General features: G+C 72.5%; 18 protein-coding genes and 1 pseudogene. 5 read left to right on the forward strand and 14 right to left on the reverse strand.

What is annotated here, in order from left to right; genetic code table 11:
• Window positions 1–17: 17 nt before the first annotated feature.
• The 9 genes from ACLFMI_RS13895 to ACLFMI_RS13935 all read right to left on the reverse strand — a co-directional run bounded on the left by ACLFMI_RS13895 (window position 18) and on the right by ACLFMI_RS13935 (window position 8,685).
• Window positions 18–764: an HAD family hydrolase gene (locus tag ACLFMI_RS13895; protein WP_410948248.1), complete on the reverse strand. Its 747-nt coding sequence runs from the start codon at window positions 762–764 to the stop codon at window positions 18–20.
• Window positions 765–782: 18 nt separating this feature from the next.
• Complete coding sequence (locus tag ACLFMI_RS13900) at window positions 783–1,793, reverse strand: phosphotransferase (protein WP_410948249.1); 1,011 nt, start codon at window positions 1,791–1,793, stop codon at window positions 783–785.
• A gap of 127 nt (window positions 1,794–1,920) precedes the next feature.
• A complete protein-coding gene (locus ACLFMI_RS13905; protein ID WP_410948250.1) occupies window positions 1,921–2,553 on the reverse strand; it encodes an HNH endonuclease signature motif containing protein in 633 nt (210 codons plus the stop codon).
• A complete protein-coding gene (locus ACLFMI_RS13910) occupies window positions 2,490–3,236 on the reverse strand; it encodes a DUF222 domain-containing protein (RefSeq protein WP_410948251.1) in 747 nt (248 codons plus the stop codon). The genes ACLFMI_RS13905 and ACLFMI_RS13910 overlap by 64 nt, the downstream gene beginning before the upstream one ends.
• A 255-nt stretch (window positions 3,237–3,491) precedes the next feature.
• Complete coding sequence (locus ACLFMI_RS13915) at window positions 3,492–4,841, reverse strand: LLM class flavin-dependent oxidoreductase (protein ID WP_410948252.1); 1,350 nt, start codon at window positions 4,839–4,841, stop codon at window positions 3,492–3,494.
• Window positions 4,842–4,912: 71 nt separating this feature from the next.
• On the reverse strand, window positions 4,913–5,677 hold the full coding sequence (locus ACLFMI_RS13920) for an ABC transporter permease (RefSeq protein ID WP_410948321.1): 765 nt from the start codon (window positions 5,675–5,677) through the stop codon (window positions 4,913–4,915).
• 94 nt (window positions 5,678–5,771) lie between these two features.
• Window positions 5,772–6,665: an ABC transporter ATP-binding protein gene (locus ACLFMI_RS13925; protein WP_410948253.1), complete on the reverse strand. Its 894-nt coding sequence runs from the start codon at window positions 6,663–6,665 to the stop codon at window positions 5,772–5,774.
• Window positions 6,666–6,675: 10 nt separating this feature from the next.
• Entirely contained in the window at window positions 6,676–7,728 is a 1,053-nt protein-coding gene (locus ACLFMI_RS13930) for an ABC transporter substrate-binding protein (protein ID WP_410948254.1), read from the reverse strand.
• A 3-nt stretch (window positions 7,729–7,731) separates the two neighbouring features.
• Window positions 7,732–8,685, reverse strand: coding sequence for a TauD/TfdA dioxygenase family protein (locus ACLFMI_RS13935; protein WP_410948255.1), 954 nt, complete (start codon window positions 8,683–8,685; stop codon window positions 7,732–7,734).
• A gap of 405 nt (window positions 8,686–9,090) precedes the next feature.
• On the opposite strand from ACLFMI_RS13935, the gene ACLFMI_RS13940 reads away from it, so the two are divergent.
• Complete coding sequence (locus ACLFMI_RS13940; RefSeq protein ID WP_410948256.1) at window positions 9,091–9,471, forward strand: VOC family protein; 381 nt, start codon at window positions 9,091–9,093, stop codon at window positions 9,469–9,471.
• Window positions 9,472–9,478: 7 nt separating this feature from the next.
• Here ACLFMI_RS13940 and ACLFMI_RS13945 read toward each other — a convergent pair whose 3' ends face one another.
• The 4 genes and pseudogenes from ACLFMI_RS13945 to ACLFMI_RS13960 all read right to left on the reverse strand — a co-directional run bounded on the left by ACLFMI_RS13945 (window position 9,479) and on the right by ACLFMI_RS13960 (window position 12,381).
• Window positions 9,479–9,820 carry a DUF488 domain-containing protein gene (locus ACLFMI_RS13945; RefSeq protein WP_410948257.1) on the reverse strand — a complete coding sequence of 114 codons (342 nt, stop codon included), beginning with the start codon at window positions 9,818–9,820 and terminating at the stop codon, window positions 9,479–9,481.
• A 52-nt stretch (window positions 9,821–9,872) separates the two neighbouring features.
• Window positions 9,873–10,397: a class I adenylate-forming enzyme family protein gene (locus tag ACLFMI_RS13950; protein ID WP_410948322.1), complete on the reverse strand. Its 525-nt coding sequence runs from the start codon at window positions 10,395–10,397 to the stop codon at window positions 9,873–9,875.
• Window positions 10,371–11,401: pseudogene (locus ACLFMI_RS13955) on the reverse strand (class I adenylate-forming enzyme family protein); the annotation flags it as partial. The gene ACLFMI_RS13950 and the pseudogene ACLFMI_RS13955, both read right to left, overlap by 27 nt.
• On the reverse strand, window positions 11,398–12,381 hold the full coding sequence (locus ACLFMI_RS13960; RefSeq protein ID WP_410948258.1) for a phosphotriesterase family protein: 984 nt from the start codon (window positions 12,379–12,381) through the stop codon (window positions 11,398–11,400). The pseudogene ACLFMI_RS13955 and the gene ACLFMI_RS13960, both read right to left, overlap by 4 nt.
• Before the next feature lie 173 nt (window positions 12,382–12,554).
• Here ACLFMI_RS13960 and ACLFMI_RS13965 point away from each other — a divergent pair, with 173 nt between their 5' ends.
• The 3 genes from ACLFMI_RS13965 (at window position 12,555) to ACLFMI_RS13975 (ending at window position 16,023) form a co-directional block, all read left to right on the forward strand.
• The gene (locus ACLFMI_RS13965; protein ID WP_410948259.1) at window positions 12,555–13,187 is read left to right on the forward strand and encodes a protein-L-isoaspartate(D-aspartate) O-methyltransferase; all 633 of its coding nucleotides are present in this window, start codon (window positions 12,555–12,557) and stop codon (window positions 13,185–13,187) included.
• A 144-nt stretch (window positions 13,188–13,331) separates the two neighbouring features.
• On the forward strand, window positions 13,332–15,377 hold the full coding sequence (locus ACLFMI_RS13970; RefSeq protein ID WP_410948260.1) for an NAD(+) synthase: 2,046 nt from the start codon (window positions 13,332–13,334) through the stop codon (window positions 15,375–15,377).
• A 388-nt stretch (window positions 15,378–15,765) separates the two neighbouring features.
• Complete coding sequence (locus ACLFMI_RS13975; protein ID WP_410948261.1) at window positions 15,766–16,023, forward strand: hypothetical protein; 258 nt, start codon at window positions 15,766–15,768, stop codon at window positions 16,021–16,023.
• Between the two features lie 40 nt (window positions 16,024–16,063).
• On the opposite strand, the gene ACLFMI_RS13980 is transcribed toward ACLFMI_RS13975, so the two are convergent.
• Window positions 16,064–17,395 (reverse strand): MFS transporter, encoded by a 1,332-nt coding sequence (locus ACLFMI_RS13980; protein WP_410948262.1) that lies wholly within the window; start codon window positions 17,393–17,395, stop codon window positions 16,064–16,066.
• A 299-nt stretch (window positions 17,396–17,694) separates the two neighbouring features.
• On the opposite strand from ACLFMI_RS13980, the gene ACLFMI_RS13985 reads away from it, so the two are divergent.
• On the forward strand, window positions 17,695–18,501 hold the full coding sequence (locus ACLFMI_RS13985) for a hypothetical protein (RefSeq protein WP_410948263.1): 807 nt from the start codon (window positions 17,695–17,697) through the stop codon (window positions 18,499–18,501).
• The last annotated feature ends 12 nt before the right edge of the window (window positions 18,502–18,513 follow it).

Here is an 18,513-nt window from a genome sequence, read left to right on the forward strand (position 1 = left end):
GGTGCGCCGCGGGCCGGCTACGTCCGCGGGGTGAGGAGTTCCAGGAGTTGACGATGATCGGTGACGACGTGATCGGGGGTGCACTCGCACGCGCAGCTGCTTCCTTCGGCGTTCCCGTCGGAGGTGTACAGCACCGTCCGTAAGCCGGCCTGCCGAGCGCCGTGCACGTCACGGAATTCGTCGTTACCGACGTAGACCGCACGGTCGGGTTCCGCGTCCAGGGCGTGGACTGCCGTGTCGAACAGGCGCTGATCCGGTTTCCGGAAGCCGAAGTCGCCGGAGACCACGACCTGCTCGAAATACCCGAGCAGATCGAGCTGCGCCAGTTCCGGGCGGGCGTAGGCGCTCTGACCGTCGGTGACCACGCCGAGCCGGTAGTGGCTGCGGAGTTCGCCGAGGACCGCGCGCACATGGGGAAACCGGCGCAATCGCCGGCGGGCGAGCCCGCGATGCAGTTCGGCGAGGAACAGCGGCAGCTGTTCGAGCCGGTCGGCGGAGAGGGAACGGGTGTACCCGGTGGCGTTCCGCTCGACGATGGTGCGCCAGACGGCGACGGCGTCGAACTCGGGATGCTCTTCCCGGCAGCGAGCGCGCAGCTGTTCCAGAGTGGCGAAGTAGGCCTCCCGCAAGGGACCGCAGCGCAGCTCGATGCCGGAGTAGGCCAGTACGTGCCCGATGACCCGATAGACGCGCTCCTGCTGCTCGTCGGTGACGATGTCCACCAGGGTGCCGTTGACATCGAACAGTACGGCTTCAGCGCGCAACGCGTCCCCTCCTTCCGGTCACGGGGTACGGAGCAGCCGCTTGGCGTGGTCGATCAACCTGGCCGCGTGGTCGGAGTCGATGTAGGTGTTGCGGGCGACCCGCAGCAGTGTGCACGCCATGTAGTAGGGGATGCGTGCGGTGAGCGCCGCGAACATCGCCTCGCTGTCCGGGAAGTGGCCGCAGTACGCCCGCAGGAGATGCCGGATGAAGGGATCCGCCCGGTCGGGAAGGCCGGTGGCCTGCAGCAGCGAGTGCTGCAGCTCGCCGGCCAACCGTCCGACGTCGAACAGCCGGTCCCCGCGCCGGCACCGTTCGAGGTCGATGGCCACGACGTCGAGGTCCTGGCCGAACAGGAAGTTCGCCGGTGTCGCGTCCCCGTGCAGCCACACCTGCCGGTCCTGCCACATCCGCGGCCGCGCGCGCCAGAGCTCGCGCAGCCAGCACAGCTCGTCGATGTCCCACTGGCCGACCCGGCCGGTGCCGTGCAGCATTCCCAGCAACACATCCAGGTAGGTGCAGTCGACGGCGAAATCCACCGGCTGCCCGGTGGTCGTCCGGCGGTGCTGGGTGGCCAGGAAGTAGGCCAGCGCCTCCAGCCGCTGGAACAGGTGGGGCTCGTCGCCGTGCCAGATGGCTCGGTCGATGGTTTCACTGAGCCGCTCGCCCTCGAAGTACTCCAGGGCCAGCGCGCAGTTGATGTCCGGGGCGAAACCGTAGGGGCAGACGACGTGGTGCGGTGAGCCGCACAACCCGATCTCGCGCAGAGCGCGCAGGGCTTCCCGCTCCCGGCAGGCGGCCCGGGCGGCGGTGGTGGCGTCACCGCCGAAGCGCGTACCGAAGAACTTGCACACGATCCGGGTGCCCGACTCGTGGCCCTCGTAGGCGTAGATCTCGTTCGTCCCTGCCAGCGCGAACACCGAGAAGCCGGCTCGTTCGCGCTCCTCCAGACGCCCGGCTGCGATGTCGCCCAGCATTACCTGCAAGGGGTCGCCGGGAGGAAGCTCCCCCACGTACCGGCCGGTCGTCATCGGGGATCCGGTCGCGCATCTCCGGAAACTCGTGTCACCCGACCCGTATCACCGGTTCCCGAGCGGCCAAACCCGCTCCTCGCCCCTCCTGGCGCTCGCCGGAGGCCGGTACCCCGTTCCGTCGGTGTCACCCACCCTCCTCTGGAGGACGATCTTCGGAAGTCCCTGACGCCGGGCCCTCGGGGGCGAGATAGGAGTGGCCGGTGGGTGTCGTGGTGCGGACGCCCTCGGGCGTGCGGTGGACGGTCCATCCGGGTTGCTCACGGACGTGGTTGTGGAACTCGCAGGTGGCCCGGCCGTTGTCGAGTTCGGTCGGTCCGTCGTCGCCGGCGCGGTCGATGTGGTCGAGGTGTCGTGCCGGTGCGTCGCAGTAGGGCTCTGTGCAGCGGTTGCGGGCGCGTGCTGTGAGCAGTTCGGCGAGCAGTCCGGTGAAGCAGCGTTGCCGGGACTCGCCGCCGATGATGATCCCGGCCCGGGTCAGGAGTCGCCGCAGCGATGTGCGGCCGTTGGTGGTGGCCAGCAGGTCGAGCGGGACGGGGCCGTGGCCGGGGATCTCGGCCGGCAGCGGGCTGTGCGGGTCGATCAGTGCCTCGACCGGGACCAGCACCTGCACCTCGACGTCCACGTCGGTCGCGGTGGCCGTGCCGGTGACGCGTTCGGCCAGGGTGTCGGCCATGACCTGCCCGCGGGTGCGGGTCAGCGGTGCCGGGTCCACCGAGACCTCGGTGAACGCCTTCTGCAGCGCGGCCAGGCAGGCCACCCCTGCTCGAGGGGCAGATACGCGGTCAGATACGTCATGGCGTCCGGGGCCGGGAGCAGCGTGACCCGCCGCCCGGCGCGGGCGGCGTCGACCCGGGAGCGGAACTTCTGCGGGGCGATCTCGGCGACCAGCATCCGGACCAGGTCCCGCAGCCGCCCGATCCCGAGCCGGGACAGGTCGTGGGCGGCGAGCCGGGCATCGACCGCGCCACGCTGCCGGGTGTCGAGGTCGGCGGTGGCGGTCGCGATCGCGGCGACCTTGTCCCGGCTCAGCTCCCCGGCGACGAACAGGGCACGGACACGGTCGAGCCCGTCGTGCAGATCGCGGGCGGTGCGGACCCGGGTGCGTGCCTCGGTCGGCGAGACCCGGCAGGCGAGCCCGATCTGGGCGGCCACCGCGCGTTCGAGCTTGTCCAGGTCGAGCACACCGGCCGCGATCCGCGCACCGACATGGGCGCGGGCGAACGCGCGGATGCGGCTGGCCTGCAACGCCGCCAGAGAGTTCTGCAGGGACTCGATCTGCTGGACCTGATCGATCAGCTCGGACTCGGACAGCGACCCGGCGCCGTCGGCGGCCGCCTGCTCGACCGCCACCTGCATGAGCGCGAGATCGACCTGCGGGAACCCGGGTTCACCGGCACTCGGGTCGGTGTCGGGGATCGGTGGTTCCTGTACGGCGGTCACCTGTCCGAGTGTAGTCGAACATGTGTTCGATGTCATCGCCTTGTTCGCTACCGCGAATCGATTCGCTCGCCCGAGAACACGCCCAGCTCCACGGCACCCCGGCTCGGCATCGCGGGCCCCGCTGCCTACCCGACCCGCTCCACCGGCACGTCGGTCGTCTCCAGCAACCGGCGCGCGGTCGCTCCGTGTCCGGCCGGTTCGGGACGATCACGGTGTCGGCGGTCGGACCTCGGTGACGCCCGGACGGGTGCCGGTTCAGGACGTCGCAGGCACCCGGTCGGCCGCGGCGCCGGCGACACCGAGGCGGGAACCGCAGGCCGCCGGGCGGGGCAGGCCGTAGTGCCCGCGCAAGGTCGTCGCGGAGTAGTCGGTGCGGAACAGTCCCCGCGTTCGCAGCTCGGGCACGACGTGATCGACGAAGTCCTCCAAGCCCCGGGGCAGGTGCGGGGCCATGATGTTGAACCCGTCGGCGGCGTACTCGGTGAACCACACCTCGAGCGTGTCGGCGACCTGCTCCGGCGTGCCGGTCACGACGCGGTGGCCGCGGCCGCCGCCGAGCCGGGCGAGGATCTCGCGCAGGGTGAGGTTCTCCCGCTCCGCCATCCGGGCCACCAGGTCGTACCGGCTCTTGTTGCCGTTGATCTGCTGGATCGGGGGCAGCGCCGGCAGTGGCCGGTCGAGCGGGTGGTCGGACAGGTCGAGGCCGAGCATGCCTGAGACCTGGGCGACGCCGTGGTCGGTGACGAGCAGGTCGTCGAGCCGGCGTTCCAGGTCGCGAGCCTCGGCCTCGGTCGCGCCGAGGACGGGCACGATGCCCGGCAGCACCTTGGTGTGCTCGGGGTCGCGGCCGTGCTCCGCGACGCGGTTCTTGAGGTCCTGGTAGAAGTCCTGGGCGTCGTCGAGGGTCTGGTGCGCGGTGAAGACCGCCTCGGCGTGCCGGGCCGCGAACTCGCGACCGGCCGGCGACGACCCGGCCTGGACGAGCAGCGGGTGCCCCTGCGGGCCACGGGGGACGCTCAGCGGGCCGCCGACGCCGAAGAACTCGCCGCGGTGGTCCAGAGCGCGCAGGAGATCGGTGTCGGCGAAGGTTCCGGACGCCTTGTCCGCGACGAACGCGGCGTCGTCCCAGCTGTCCCAGAGGCCGGTGACCACGTCGAGGAACTCGGCGGCCCGGGCGTAGCGCCGGTCGTGCTCGTCGGCCGCGTCGCGGCCGAAATTGCGGGCCTCGGCCTCCCCGCCGGAGGTGACGATGTTCCAGCCGGCACGTCCCGCGCTGAGGTGGTCGAGCGTGGCGAACTGCCGGGCGAGGGTGTAGGGCTCGGAGAACCCGGTGGACGCGGTGGAGATCAGTCCGATGTGCTCGGTGGCGGTGGCGATCGCGCTGAGCAGCAGCACCGGGTCGAGGGCGTTCGTGACGTTGTGCCGCGCCGCGTCGCCGACCGCGAGTCGGTCGGCGAAGAAGACCGAGTCGAGCCGGCCGCGTTCGGCGATGCGGGCGAGGTTCTGGAAATGGCCGACGTCGAGGACGTCGCGGGGCCGGCTCCAGGGCAGCCGCCAGGCGGCTTCGTGGTGACCGACGCCCATGAGGAAGGCGTTGAGATGCATCTGTCGCGGTGCTGCCGACACAGGGGTCTCCTTCGGCGGTCGTCGCTGCGAGAGCGGGGTGGCGAGGGCGGTCAGGCCGGCGGGGTACGCCAGCGGGTGAGGCGGTGCTCGACGGCCACCAGCAGCTGGTTGAGCGCCAGGCCGAGCAGCGAGATGGTGAGGATCCCGGCGTACATCTGCGGGATCTGGAAGTTGTACTGCGCCGCGGTGATCAGGTAGCCGAGCCCGGCCTTGGCCCCGGTGAGCTCGGCGGCGATCAACACCAGGATCGAGTAGGCCGCGGCCAGCCGGACACCGGTGAACAGCGCCGGTACCGACGAGGGCAGCACCACCTTCCAGTACAGGGCAGGCGAGCTCAGTCCGAACGAGCGGGCCGACTTGATCAGGAGCGGGTCCACCCCGCGCACCGCGCTGATCGTGTTGAGCAGGATCGGCCAGGTGCAGGCGAACACCACCAGGGCGATCTTGGAGGTCTCGCCCAGGCCGAGCAGCAGCACGAACACCGGCAGCAACGCCAGCGCCGAGGTGTTGCGGAAGAGCTCCAGCAGCGGGCCGAGGACATCGGAGACCGGGCGGTACCAGCCGATGAGCAGGCCCAGCGGGATCGCCGCCAGCACCGCCAGGACCAGGCCGCTGACCGAGCGCAACAGGCTGGCCTGCAGGTGCTCGGCGAGCTCGCCGTCGACGACCAGGCCCCACAGGGCGGCCACGACCTCGGAGAACGGCGGCAGGAACACTCGGTCGACCAGGCCGAACCGGGGGACGAGCTCCCAGACGGCCAGGAACAGCACGACGGCGGATCCACGGCGGAGTGCGACGGCCGCGAGGCGCGGGATCGAGGCGTGCCATCGGGTTCCGCCGCCGGGACGACGGTCGGGTCGCGCCGCGGGCGGGACCGGAGGAGCGCTCCCGACGGTCCGGGGGCCGGGTTCAGGCAACGTCGGCCACCGCCCGCGTGGTCGCGGACCCGTGCCCGGACGCCGTCGCCGGGTGGAGATCCGCCGGGCCGTCGTGGCCGCGGGCCTGCCGGTCGGCCCGCCGGACCTCGTCGCGCAGCGCGGCCCAGACCTGGTGGCGGTGGTGCGTGAACTCGGGGCTGGAGCGCACGTCGTCGGTCTCGCTCCGGGGGCCCAGCTCGATCGGGATGATCTGCTTGATCCGGGCCGGCCGGGAGGTCAGCACGGTGACCCGCCTGCCGAGGAACACCGCCTCGTCGATGGCGTGGGTGATGAACACGATCGTCTTGCCGGTGCGCGCCCAGATCCGCAGCAGCTCGTCCTGCAGGGTCTCGCGGGTCTGGGCGTCCAGCGCGGCGAACGGCTCGTCCATCAGCAGCACGTCGGGGTCGACGGCGAGGCTGCGGGCGATGGCCACCCGCTGCTTCATCCCGCCGGAGAGCTCGTGCGGGTGCCGGTCGGCGAACCCGGTCAGGCCGACGAGCTCGAGGTAGTGCTCTGCGCGGTCACGGCGCTCGCGCCGGGACAGGCCCGCGGCCTCGAGTCCGAACTCGACATTGGCCCGCGCGCTGCGCCACGGCAGCAGCGCGTACTGCTGGAACACCACTCCCCGGTCCAGGCCGGGGCCGCGGATCGGGGCGCCGTCCAGCCGGATCGTGCCGGAGCTGGGGGCGCTGAGCCCGGCCAGCAGGTCGAGCAGGGTCGACTTGCCGCAGCCGCTCGGCCCGACCAGCACACTGAACTCCCCGGCGGTGACGTGCAGGTCGATGCCGTCGAGCGCGGTGACCTCGCGCGCCGAGTCGGGATCGTTCCCGGCGCGCACCGGGAAGCTCTTGGAGACGTTGTCGAAGGTGATCGAACTGGTCATGCGATGACTCCTATCCACCGCCGCCTGCCGGCGGCGACGCGACGGACGCCGTCCCGGCCGGCTCCGGCGAGGCTGGGGCGTAGGGGTTGAACCGGTTGGTGTGGAGCCGGGCGGGGTCGACGCGGCCGGGCTCCAGGCGCCCGTCGCGCTCGAGCCAGCTCGCCCACGTCCCGAACTCCTCGGGACGGATCACGCCGCCGCGACCGGCAACCCCGGTGCTGGTGAAGTACTCGATGGTGGTCGTGTCCTCGTTGCGGCCACGGCGAGCGATGATGTCGCGGAAGCGGGCGATGACCTGCTCGCGCGGCTGGTCCTGGGCCCAGGCGATGGCGCGGGCGGTGCCGGTCACGAAGGCGCGGGCGGTGTCGGGGTTGCGGGCCAGGAACTCGTCGCGCATCACGTAGCTGCCGGCGGTGAAGGGCCCGAGGAACTCGACGTCGGTGAACACCGCGCGGACCCCGCCGCGCGCCAGCGCCCTGTCCCGGTACATGTCGTTGAGCACCGCCACGTCGAGCTGTCCCGAGCGCAGCGACTGCTCGGCGGCCACCGGCGGCACCACCACCAGCTGCACCGAGTCGACCTCGGCCGGCGTGAGGCCCTGCCGGGTCAGGTACATGCGCAGGACGGCCTCGTAGTGCCCGCCCAGGGTGTTCACCGCGACGGTCCGTCCGATCAGGTCCCGGGCGGTGCGCACGGGGCTGTCCGCGCGCACGTAGTAGCCGCCGAAGGTGCGGGTGTCGGTGCCGTAGTAGCCGATCACCGCGGTGATCGGTGCCCCGGCGGCGGCCAGCTGCAGCACCGCCCCGTTGAACGCCCCGCCGACGTCGGTGTCCCCGGTGACGGCGGCCTGGATGTCCTGGGGTCCGCTGGTCGTGTTGCCGATCCACTGCAGCGCCACCCCCTCGAGCAAGCCCAGGTCCGCGGCCAGCTCGGGGAAGGTGACGTCACCGGTGGCGCCCTGGTAGCGGACGATGCCCGGTTCCGGCTGTGGGCTCCGGGCGCATCCGGTCAGCGACAGGGCCGCCGCACCTGCGAGGCCGGCGAGGAACTCGCGTCGGCGCACCGGTCAGGCCGCGCTCGGCGCGACGCCGGCGTAACCGCGGGAGTCCCCGGCGATCGCGATGCTGTGCTCGCCGGTCGTACCGACCGGCACCTCCCCTGCCACCGTGACCCGGTGCAGCCGGCGGGGCGCGTCACCGTAGTCGGCCACCGCGTAATGTTGAGTGGATCGGTTGTCCCACAACGCGATGTCGCCGGGCGACCAGCGCCAGCGCACCGTGTTCTCCAGCCGCGTGACGTGCGCCTGGAACAGCTCGAACAGCAGCTTCCCATCCACACCGGACAGACCGGGGAAGCGTTGCACGAAGTGCCCGAGCAGCAGGGCGCGCGCACCGGTCTCCGGGTGCACCCGCACCACCGGGTGGCGGGTCCGGTACACGGTGGAGATGAACTCCTGGCGGTACTCGGCCTGGGCCTCGGACACCTCGGTGGTGGCGTGTGCGGTGGCGTGTGCGGTGGCGTAGTCGTAGTCGTTGCTGTGCTCGGCCCAGAGCTCGTCGGCGAGCGCACGCAGCGGGGCCGGCAGTCCCCTGTAGGCGGCGACGGTGTCGGCGAACACGGTGTCCCCACCCGATGGCGGCAGCACCTGGGCGCGCAGCGTCGTGAACGACGGCGGCCGGTCGACGAACGTGACATCGGAGTGCCAGCTGTTGGCCCGGTTGCCCCGCCCGGAGTCCACCGGCAGCACCGCGGCCTCGGGCCGGCCGCCGGAGATCGTGGGATGCGCGGTGGTCAGCGGGCCCAACCGCCGGACGAACCCGGCGTGTCCGGCGTCGTCGAGGTGCTCCTGGCCGCGCAGGAACACGACCTTGTGGTCGAGCAGGGCGGCCCGGATCCCGGCGACCACGTCCTCGCCGAGGTCGGGACCGAGCCGCACGCCGGTGATCTCGGCACCGAGCGTGCCGGAGACCGGACGTACGTCGACGCCGGGACCCTGCTGCGGATTCGTCGTCGTGGACACGTGGTGCACTCCTTTTCATCGATGCATTCCGGGCAGCACGGGAAACCGGTCCACGGCACCGGACTGCGCCCGCGGAACCGATCGGGCCGGGTTAGTCGGACAGGGTTCGTTCGGGCCGGGTTCGTTCGGGCAGCGACGTCCGGTCCGGAACGCACTGCGGCGCAACGGGTCAGGCTCGGGTCGACCCTGGTCGGGAAGTGCAGCGCGCCCGCCGGGGCGCGGCAATGAGAATCAGCGACAGCCGGAGGAGTTCACCCGGAAAAGGTCGACGTGACGTCGACGGGTGAGTCCGGAATTCGGCATGCATCCAATTTGTGCGACGGCCCGACCGATGTCAACGGAGGGGTCAGGGGCTGGGAGGCGAACCGAGTTGTCCGGTCAGGTTTCCTCCGCCAGGCTGGGCCGGTGCTCCGCCTCGGGTTCCCGGTCGTCGGCGTGACCGATCTCGACCGCGCCGCCGCGTTCTGGTCGGCCGCGTTGCATCTCGTCGTGAGCGACGAGTGGGCGGGTGCCGGCTGGCGCACCCTGACCGGCCCGGACGGTGCCCGGGTGCTCGGGCTGATGCGCAGCGACTCGCCGCCGGAACCGCGGCCCCGGGTGCACCTGGACCTGCTCGTGGACACGACCGCCGAGCAGGACGCCGAGGTGGCGCGGTTGGCCGGGCTGGGTGCGACCCGGCCCGACTGGGACGGCTACCCGGCCCAGCCGGACTTCGTCGTGCTCGCCGACCCGGACGGCAACATCTTCTGCGTGGTCGACCTCAGCCGGGCGCCGTCGTCGGGCTGAGCTCGGGTCACTCCCGCAGCAGCTCGCAGAGCACCTCTGCCTGGCTGATCTCCGGCGACTTCGACGCGGTCAGCAGCGTGAGATCCCCGTCGTTCGCCAGGCTGCGCAACCGGTCCAGCGCGGACGAGCCGTCGAGCTCGTCCCGGTAGCGACGGCGGAACTCGTCGAACCGGTCCGGGTCGTGGCCGTACCACTTCCGCAGCTCGGTGCTCGGCGCGACGTCCTTGACCCACTCGTCGTAGCGGGCGTCCTGCTTGCGCACGCCGCGCGGCCACACCCGGTCGACGAGTACCCGCGTCCCGTCACCCTTCTCGGCCGGGTCGTAGATCCGTCGCACCTGGACCGTCATGACCCGGGGATACCGCCGGGACCGGGCGTTGAAACCCGCGGAACCGTGCCCGTCACCGTCCGTGCACCGGCGGGCCCCAGTCCGTCCCCTCCCGCAGCGGTCGTTTGAGGATCTTCCCGCCGGGGTTGCGCGGCAGCGGCTCGTCGCGCACGGCGAAGAACTGCGGCACCTTGAAGTCGGCCAGGACCGCCCGCAGGTGCTCGAGCACCGGAGCGATCTCGAACGGCGAGCCCGGCAGCGGGACGACCACCGCCCCGACCTTCTCCCCCAGCATCTCGTCCGGCACCGCCACGACGGCCGCGTCGGCCACCCCGGGCGCGCCGGCCAGCGCGTTCTCCACCTCGACCGAGTACACGTTCTCGCCACCGCGGTTGATCAGGTCCTTGGCGCGGTCGACGATGTGGACGAGCCCCTGGTCGTCGATCCGGGCCAGGTCGCCGGTGTGCAGCCAGCCGTCGACGAACGTCTCCCGGGTGGCCTCGGGCTTGTTCCAGTAGCCGGGGACGACGTTCGGGCCGCGCACGAGCAGCTCCCCGACCCCGGCCTCGTCCGGCTGGTCCAGGGCGAGATCGACCACGGGCGCGGCGAACCCGACGGAGTCGGCATGATCCGCGGCCCAGGCGTCCGGCAGGAACGTGGCGATCGACGAGGTCTCGGTGAGCCCGAAGCCGTTGCCCAGCTCGGCGCCGGGGAACCGCTCGCGCAGCCGGGAGACCAGCGCGGGCGCGATCGGTGCGCCACCGTAGGAGATCCGGGTGACCGCGGAGAGATCGAACTCGTCGACGTCGGGCCGGGCCAGTGCCAGCGCGTAGATCGCGGGTGCGCTGGTCAGCACGTTGATCCGCTCGTCGGCCACGGTGCGCAGGAAGGTCTGCACGTCGAAGATCGCAGCACCACCGTCGTCCCGCCGAGGGCGAGCTGCACCAGCAGCTGGCTGTTGCACCCGGTCACGTGGAACAGCGGCACCGAGACCAGGTTGCGCAGGGTCGGGCCGGCCGCGCGGTCCAGGCCGACCACCCGCACCGCGGTCTCGACGTTCGACAGGAAGTTCTCGTGGGTGGTGATCGCCCCCTTCGGGAACCCGGTCGTGCCGCTGGTGTAGAAGATCGCGGCGGCGTCCTGCGGTCCGGCGCCCTCGTCCGCCCGCGGTGGCCCGTCCGGCAGCGGCTCGCCGGGCCGCAGCGCGAGCACCGCACCCGAGTCCCGGAGCACGTAGTCGATCTCCGGATCGGCGAACCGGGTGTTCACCGGTACCGCGATCGCCCGGGCCAGCTGGGTGCCGAGGAACCCGAGTACCCAGTCCACTCCGGCCGGCAGCAGGTTGGCCACCGGATCCCCTGGCCCGATCCCGGCATCGCGCAGTCCGCCGGCGACCCGCGCCGCGCGGTCCCACAGCTGCCGGTAGCTCAGCCGCTCGCCGCCCACCTCGACCAGCGCCTCAGCGTCCGGATAGCGGTCCACCGTGGACTGCAGCATGGCGACCAGCGAGGCCGGCAGTCCGATGTAGTGCGCCACGCCCCGCCGGTCACGGGTGATGCCGGAGGTGTCGAACGGCGACGCCACGGACCCCGTGCCGGTCATCCGGCCGCGGTGAAGTACCGGCGCGGGTTGTCGACCAGCATCGTGGCGATCTGCTCGTCGGTCACCCCCCGCTCGCGCAGCGCCGGCAGCACCTCCTGGCTGATGTGCAGGTAGTGCCAGTTCGGCGCGGCCGTGGCCAGCGCCTGCTGGGCGGCGTCGCCGGAGAAGAAGTCCATGTAGCAGGCGGCGTCGTGGGCGAGCACGATCCGGTCGGCGTAGCCCTGGTCGCAGAGCGCGGCGATCGTCGCCACCCGCGCTTCGGTGGGGTTGAAGAGGTCCAGACCGAACCGGTCGCAGCCGATCGTCGCGCCCTGGTCCATGATCCATTTCAGGTAGTCCAGATCGTTGCTGTCCCCGGCGTGCCCGATCACCACCTTGCTCAGGTCGACACCCTCGCGCGCGTACAGCTCCATCGCCTGCCGGCCCGTCTGGTGGGCGCCGTTGGTGTGCACGGTGATCGGCACGCCGGTCTCGTGGTGGGTCGCGCAGATCGCCTCCTGCACCCGTGTCTGGTCCGGGGTCAGCCCGCGCTCCTCCACCACGCACTTGAGGAACGCCGCCCGCACCCCGGTGCCCGCGATGCCCTCCCGGATGTCGCGGACGAACATCTCGACCATCGGTTCCGGGCCGCCGAGCATCGTGTCCGGGCCCCGGTATCCGAAGAAGTGCGGGATCTCGTCGAACGTGTAGAGCCCGGTCGCGGCCACGATGTTGATGTCGACCTCGGCGTTGATCCGCGCCACCCGGGGGATGTAGCGGCCGAGCCCGACGACGGTGGGGTCGACGATCGTGTCGACCCCGGCGTCCCGGAGCGCGCGGAGCTTGGCGACGGCGTCGGTGACCCGCTCCTCCTCGTCCCACCACTCGTCGCCGTAGTTCTGCATCACGTCCGGCGTCAGCACGAACACGTGCTCGTGCATCAGGGTGGTGCCCAGCGCGTCGACCTCGACCGGCCCGCGCACGGTGTCAACCGTCGTCATCGATCGTCCTTCCCGCTCGCCCGTCACCGGAGCGTGGTCGCGGTCACACCGGCCGTCAAGGCGTCCGGGCCGGCACCGGGGTGAGAACCCGCGCCGACCGGGTATCCGGATCGGCACGGAGGACGACCACGGCCGACCGGGACCGACCCGACCGGCGGAAGGAGGTGGTCGGAGTGCCGGGACTGCACGACGACCGGTCCGACCTGGCGGATCGCCTGCGCGAGCGCGGCATCACCGACGAGCGGGTGCTGGCCGCGATGAGCGCGGTCCCCCGCGAGCTGTTCGTCCCCGAGGACGTCGCCGGTGAGGCCTACGCGGACGTGCCGCTGGGCATCGGTCAGGGACAGACGATCTCCACCCCGTGGATCGTGGCGTTCAGCGCGGCCGCGCTGGGCGAGTTCCCGGCCGGCGCGCGGGTGCTGGAGGTGGGCACCGGCTCCGGGTACGGGGCCGCGGTGCTGGCCGCGTGCGGCGCCTCGGTGGTCACCGTCGAGCGGCACCCGGAGCTGGCCGAGCAGGCCCGGCGCACACTCGCCGCCACCGGGTACGGCGACGTGGCGGTGCGGACCGGGGACGGACTGGCCGGCGCACCCGACCTGGCCCCGTTCGACGGGATCGTGGTGACGGCGATGGCCCAGCGCCGGCTCCCGCCGGCGCTGCTCGAGCAGCTCGCGCCGGACGGGGTGCTCCTCTGCCCGGTCGGCGACGGCGCCGAGGGCACGCTGGTGCGCCATCATCGCGACCGCGACGAGAGGCTGGCCGACGTGCGGTTCGTACCGCTGGTCCCCGGGGCCCCGAGCGACTGAGCGCAGCGACGACCGTTGACGCTTCAGCGGCCGCCCGTCCGCGCTGCTGCGGCTGTTGCGGCGCTGACGGTCCCGGCCACGCCGGTCACGGTCGCGTGTGGAGCGCCCCGAGCCCCGCCGGCCGCGTACGGGCAGAATGCGGCCGTGGACTTCCGCTCCGTCTACCGTCATCACTTCCTGCGGGCCGCCGCGGCGACGCTGCACACCACGATCGCCGAGCCCGCGGCGAACGCCGCGGCGGTGCTGGAGACCGCCCGCGCCTGCCACGACGACGGCGTCGGACTGGTCGTGTTCCCGGAGCTGACGCTGTCCGGCTACTCGATCGAGGACATCCTGCTGCAGGACACCCTGCTGGAGTCGGTGGAGCGGGAGCTGATCGCGCTCGCCGGGGCCACCGCGGACCTGCTGCCGGTGCTCGTCGTCGGGGCGCCGCTGCGGCACCGGCACCGGCTCTACAACTGCGCGGTGGTGCTGCACCGCGGGGAGATCCTCGGCGTCGCACCGAAGTCGTACCTGCCGACCTACCGGGAGTTCTACGAGCGTCGCCAGGTCGCGGCCGGCGACGACACCCGGGGCGGCACGATCCGGCTCGGCGCGCGGGACCACCCGTTCGGCCCGGACCTGCTGTTCGTCGCCGAGGACCTGCCCGGGTTCGTGCTGCACGCCGAGGTCTGCGAGGACTTCTGGGTGCCGGTGCCGCCGTCCGCGGAGGCGGCCCTGGCCGGGGCGACGGTGCTGGCGAACCTGTCCGGCTCGCCGATCACGGTCGGCCGCGCCGACCAGCGTCGCCTGCTCTGCCGGTCGGCCTCGGCGCGCTGCCTGGCCGGCCACGTCTACGCCGCCGCCGGGGAGGGCGAGTCCACGACGGACGTCGCGTGGGACGGCCAGACCATGATCCACGAAAACGGCGAGCAGCTGGCCGAGTCCGGCCGGTTCCCGCAGGGCCCGCAACGCGCCGTCGCGGACCTGGACCTGGACCTGATCGGGGCCGAGCGGCGCCGGCAGGGCACCTTCGACGACAACCGCCGCACGCACGCCGCGCGCACCGGTGACTTCCGGACCGTCACGTTCCGGCTGGACCCGCCCGGCGACGACATCGGCCTGCGCCGCACCGTCGAGCGGTTCCCGTTCGTGCCCGCCGACCCGGAACGCCTCGAACAGGACTGCTACGAGGCGTACTCGATCCAGGTCGCCGGGCTGGAACAGCGGCTGCGCGCGATCGGCCGGCCGAAGGTCGTGATCGGGGTGTCCGGTGGTCTGGACTCCACGCACGCGCTGATCGTCGCGGCCCGGGCAATGGACCGGGCCGGCCGGCCGCGCTCGGACATCCTCGCCTTCACGATGCCCGGCTTCGCCACCTCCGACCACACCCGCAACAACGCCGTCGCGCTGTCCGAGGCCCTCGGCGTCACGTTCTCCACGATCGACATCACCCCGACCGCGCGCACCGTGCTCACCGAGATCGACCACCCCTTCGGCCGCGGCGAGGAGGTCTACGACGTCACGTTCGAGAACGTGCAGGCCGGACTGCGCACCGACTACCTGTTCCGGCTGGCGAACCAGCGCGGCGGGATCGTGCTGGGCACCGGGGACCTCTCCGAGCTGGCGCTGGGCTGGTCCACCTACGGCGTGGGCGACCAGATGTCGCACTACAACGTCAACGGCGGCGTCCCGAAGACCCTGATGCAGCACCTGATCCGCTGGGTGGCCTCGAGCGGGCAGTTCGACGACGACGTCTCGGCCGTCCTGCAGTCGGTGCTCGGCACCGAGATCACCCCCGAGCTCGTGCCGGCGGGCGGCTCCCGGCAGGTGCAGTCCAGCCAGGCGACGGTCGGCCCGTACGCGCTGCAGGACTTCACGCTCTGGTACACGCTGCGGTACGGCATGCGGCCGTCCCGGATCGCGTTCCTGGCCGGGCACGCCTGGTCCGACGCGGCGGCGGGGCCATGGCCTCCCGGCTTCCCCGACGACGAGCGCCCGGCATACTCCGCGGCGGAGATCCGGCACTGGCTGCAGGTGTTCGCGCGCCGGTTCTTCTCGTTCAGCCAGTTCAAGCGCTCCGCGCTCCCGAACGGACCGAAGGTGTCGGCCGGTGGCGCGCTCTCCCCGCGCGGGGACTGGCGGGCACCGTCGGACATGTCGGCGGAGCTCTGGCTGGCCGAGATCGAGCGGGAGATCCCCGCGGAGTGAGCCCGGCCGGACCTCCCGGGTGAGCCTGCGGACGTCCGGCGCAGGAACCGGGTATGTCGTCGCCATGAAACGACCGTCGGCCGATCGGACTAGCGGCTCGTCGAGCGGTCGGCCGCCCTCCGTGCTGCCCGGGGCACACCCGCACACCCGTCCCCGGCCGTACCGCGCCACCGGGACGGCCACTCCCCGGGACCGCCCCCGGGAAGCTGACCTGCGGCGACGACCGTGCACCCCGCTCCGGCGCGGCGCCTCGGCGGCCCGCGGCCGGGGCCACCGGCCGTCGCACGACGCGTCTCGCCCCCGGCCCGGCCGGGTGAGTCGCGCTACTACTGTGCGCGGCAATCGACCTGGAGGTGGAGTGTTGGCGCTCGCGAACATCCTGTCCGAGATGCCCGATCTGCTCGAGCGGACCCTGTCGGAGCACACTGCCGACTCCGAGGGTTACTGCCGCGAGTGCCGGGACGCGACCGGGGTCAGCGCCAGCTGGCCGTGCGTCACCCGCGAGCTCGCCGAGCAGGCCCGCTCGATGAACGGTGCCGCCCCGGACGACGCGCCCGCCTCCAGCACGGTCGCCGGGCGCCGGCGTGCCCGTGACCTCAGCGCCACGGCCGGGGCCGAGGGCAGCGGCCGGCACCAGAGCCCCTGATCCACACCCGACGGCGGCGGCCGGCTCCCGGCCGCCGCCGTCAGCTCAGTGGGCCGGGCGCGGCGGGCCGGTGGGTCTCGCGGATGACAAGCACCGCGACCAGCGACAGCACCGCCACGCCGACCATGTAGCCGGCGACCGCCATCGAGGTCCCGAACCCGCTCTGCAGCGCGGCGGCGATCAGCGGCGCGAACCCGCCCCCGAGCACGGCGCCGACGGCGTAGGAGAACGACGCCCCGCTGTAGCGGTAGCGCGCCTCGAACATCTCCGCGAACAGCGCCGACTGCGGCCCGTAGGACAGCCCGAGCGCGACCGTCAGCACGATCACCGAAATGATCATTAGGGCGACGGCTCGGGTGTCGATCAGCAGGAAGAACGGCACCGGCCAGAGCACCAGCAGGACCGAACCGGTCAGGTAGACCGGCTTGCGGCCGATCCGGTCCGACCAGATCGCCGCGCCCACGATGCTGACCAGCCAGCTCACGCTGCCGACGATCACCACCAGGATCATCAGGTTCCGCGGCACCTCCAGCACCTGGGTGCCGTAGGAGAGCAGGTAGGCCAGGAAGACGTAGCCGATCGCGTTGTTCGCGACGAAGCTCAGCGAGGCCAGCACCAGCTCGCGCGGCCGGGACCGGAACACCTCGACGATCGGCGCCCGGCTGCGCGTGCGCTGCGCCCGCAGCTCCGCGAACACCGGGCTCTCCTCGACCCGTAGCCGGATCACCAGGCCGACCACGACGAGCACGATCGAGAGCAGGAACGGGATCCGCCAGCCCCAGGCCTGGAACTGCTCGGGCGTGACGAGGTTGGACACGACCAGGAACACCAGCTGGGCCAGGATCAGCCCGGCCGGCACGCCGATCTGCGGGAACGAGCCGTACCGGCCGCGCCGCCCTGGCGGGGCGTGCTCGACCGACATCAGCGCCGCACCGCCCCACTCGCCACCGGCGGACAGGCCCTGCAACAGCCGCAGCACGACCAGCAGCACCGGTGCCGCGACCCCGATCTGCGCGTACGTCGGCAGCAGGCCGACCCCGACCGTCGCCACCCCCATCAGCAGCAGCGAGGCGACCAGCATCGCCTTGCGCCCCACCAGATCGCCGAAGTGCCCCCAGACGATTCCGCCGAGCGGCCGGGCGACGAGGCCGACGCCGAGCGTGGCGAAGGCGGCCAGCGTGCCAGAGGCCGGGGACAGCGTGGAGAAGAACTGGCCCGAGAACACCAGGGCGGCCGCCGTGGCGTAGATGAAGAAGTCGTACCACTCGATGGTGGTGCCGATCGCGCTCGTCACCGCCACCCGGCGGATCTGGGACGGCGTCGATCCGGCCGCGCGGGCCGCACCGGCGGCGGCCGGGTCGGTCGAGGTCATGGCGTTGCGCTCCCCCCGGGCCGGACGACGGTGTGGCGGCCCGCCGACACTCTGCAACGAACGTCCGGTCGGCGGAAGAGGAAATCCGGACGTCCGGGGACGCGGAAGGGTTGCGACCGCTCGACGCACGATCACCCGCGGTCGTCTCGCGCCGGCGCGCTCGATACCGGACATCCCGGCACGCTTCGCTAACGTCCCGGGCACCAAACGCGGTCCGGTTCCCCGACGGGCAGGGATCGACTCCCCCGATCCCGTCGCTCCCCCGCACGCCCGCCCGGGCCGCGTGCGAGGAGAACGCCGTGCCCCGACACAGTCGACGGCGTGCGCAGGTCCGGGACGTTCCCGGCCTGCGCCACGTCGCCACCGCAGCCGCCGTCGCGAGCGGCGCCATGGCCGTCGTCACCCCGGTCACCGGGCTCGACCTCGGCGACGCCGAGATCACCGGTGACCTGCGTCTGGCCTCCGAGAACACCCCGTCGGACGACGCCGTGGACCTCGACGAGGCGACCCCCGCGGCCGCCCCGCGCGACGAGCCGGTGCTCGCCGCCGGGGACGACCTCGTCCGCAACGCCGGCCTGCTCGAGGCCACCGGCGAGGCCGGCCGGGCGCTCGCCGGCGAGCGGGACCGGCTCGCCCGGGAGGCCGAGGCCGCCGCCCGGGACTCCGGCGACGACGAGCCGCAGCCGGGCGAGGACGCCGGCAGCGGCGCCGGTCCGAGCTCCGCCTCCTGCGACATCGACACCTCGGGCCTGGGTGACGTGCAGAGCTGGGTGGAGGACGCGGCCGGGTTCCTCGGCTGCGCCTACGGCCAACCCGACCTGCTCGGGGTCGGCAGCCGCGGCAACGCCTCGGACCACCCCAGCGGTCACGCGCTGGACCTGATGGTGCGCGGCGAGACGGGCGACCGGATCGCCGAGTGCGCGATGGCCAACGCCGACGAGCTCGGCGTGAAGTACGTGATCTGGGACCAGCAGATCGACACCGGCAGCGGCTTCGAGGCCATGGAGGACCGCGGTGGCGACACCGCGAACCACAAGGACCACGTGCACATCTCCTTCGAAGACAGTGCCGGGTCCGGCTCCCCCGATCTCGGGAAGTGCGCCTGACTGCGCCCGTGA

The organism is Pseudonocardia nantongensis, from assembly GCF_046546495.1.
In the GTDB taxonomy this organism is placed as follows: domain Bacteria; phylum Actinomycetota; class Actinomycetes; order Mycobacteriales; family Pseudonocardiaceae; genus Pseudonocardia; species Pseudonocardia nantongensis.

Bases quoted from the DNA above. Each gene is read 5' to 3' on its own strand.
- ACLFMI_RS13980 (WP_410948262.1), bottom strand. From the start codon at position 17,395: ATGACCTCGACCGACCCGGCCGCCGCCGGTGCGGCCCGCGCGGCCGGA.
- ACLFMI_RS13925 (WP_410948253.1), bottom strand. From the start codon at position 6,665: ATGACCAGTTCGATCACCTTCGACAACGTCTCCAAGAGCTTCCCGGTG.
- ACLFMI_RS13945 (WP_410948257.1), bottom strand. From the start codon at position 9,820: ATGACGGTCCAGGTGCGACGGATCTACGACCCGGCCGAGAAGGGTGAC.
- ACLFMI_RS13915 (WP_410948252.1), bottom strand. From the start codon at position 4,841: ATGCATCTCAACGCCTTCCTCATGGGCGTCGGTCACCACGAAGCCGCC.
- ACLFMI_RS13960 (WP_410948258.1), bottom strand. From the start codon at position 12,381: ATGACGACGGTTGACACCGTGCGCGGGCCGGTCGAGGTCGACGCGCTG.
- ACLFMI_RS13900 (WP_410948249.1), bottom strand. From the start codon at position 1,793: ATGACGACCGGCCGGTACGTGGGGGAGCTTCCTCCCGGCGACCCCTTG.
- ACLFMI_RS13975 (WP_410948261.1), top strand. From the start codon at position 15,766: ATGCCCGATCTGCTCGAGCGGACCCTGTCGGAGCACACTGCCGACTCC.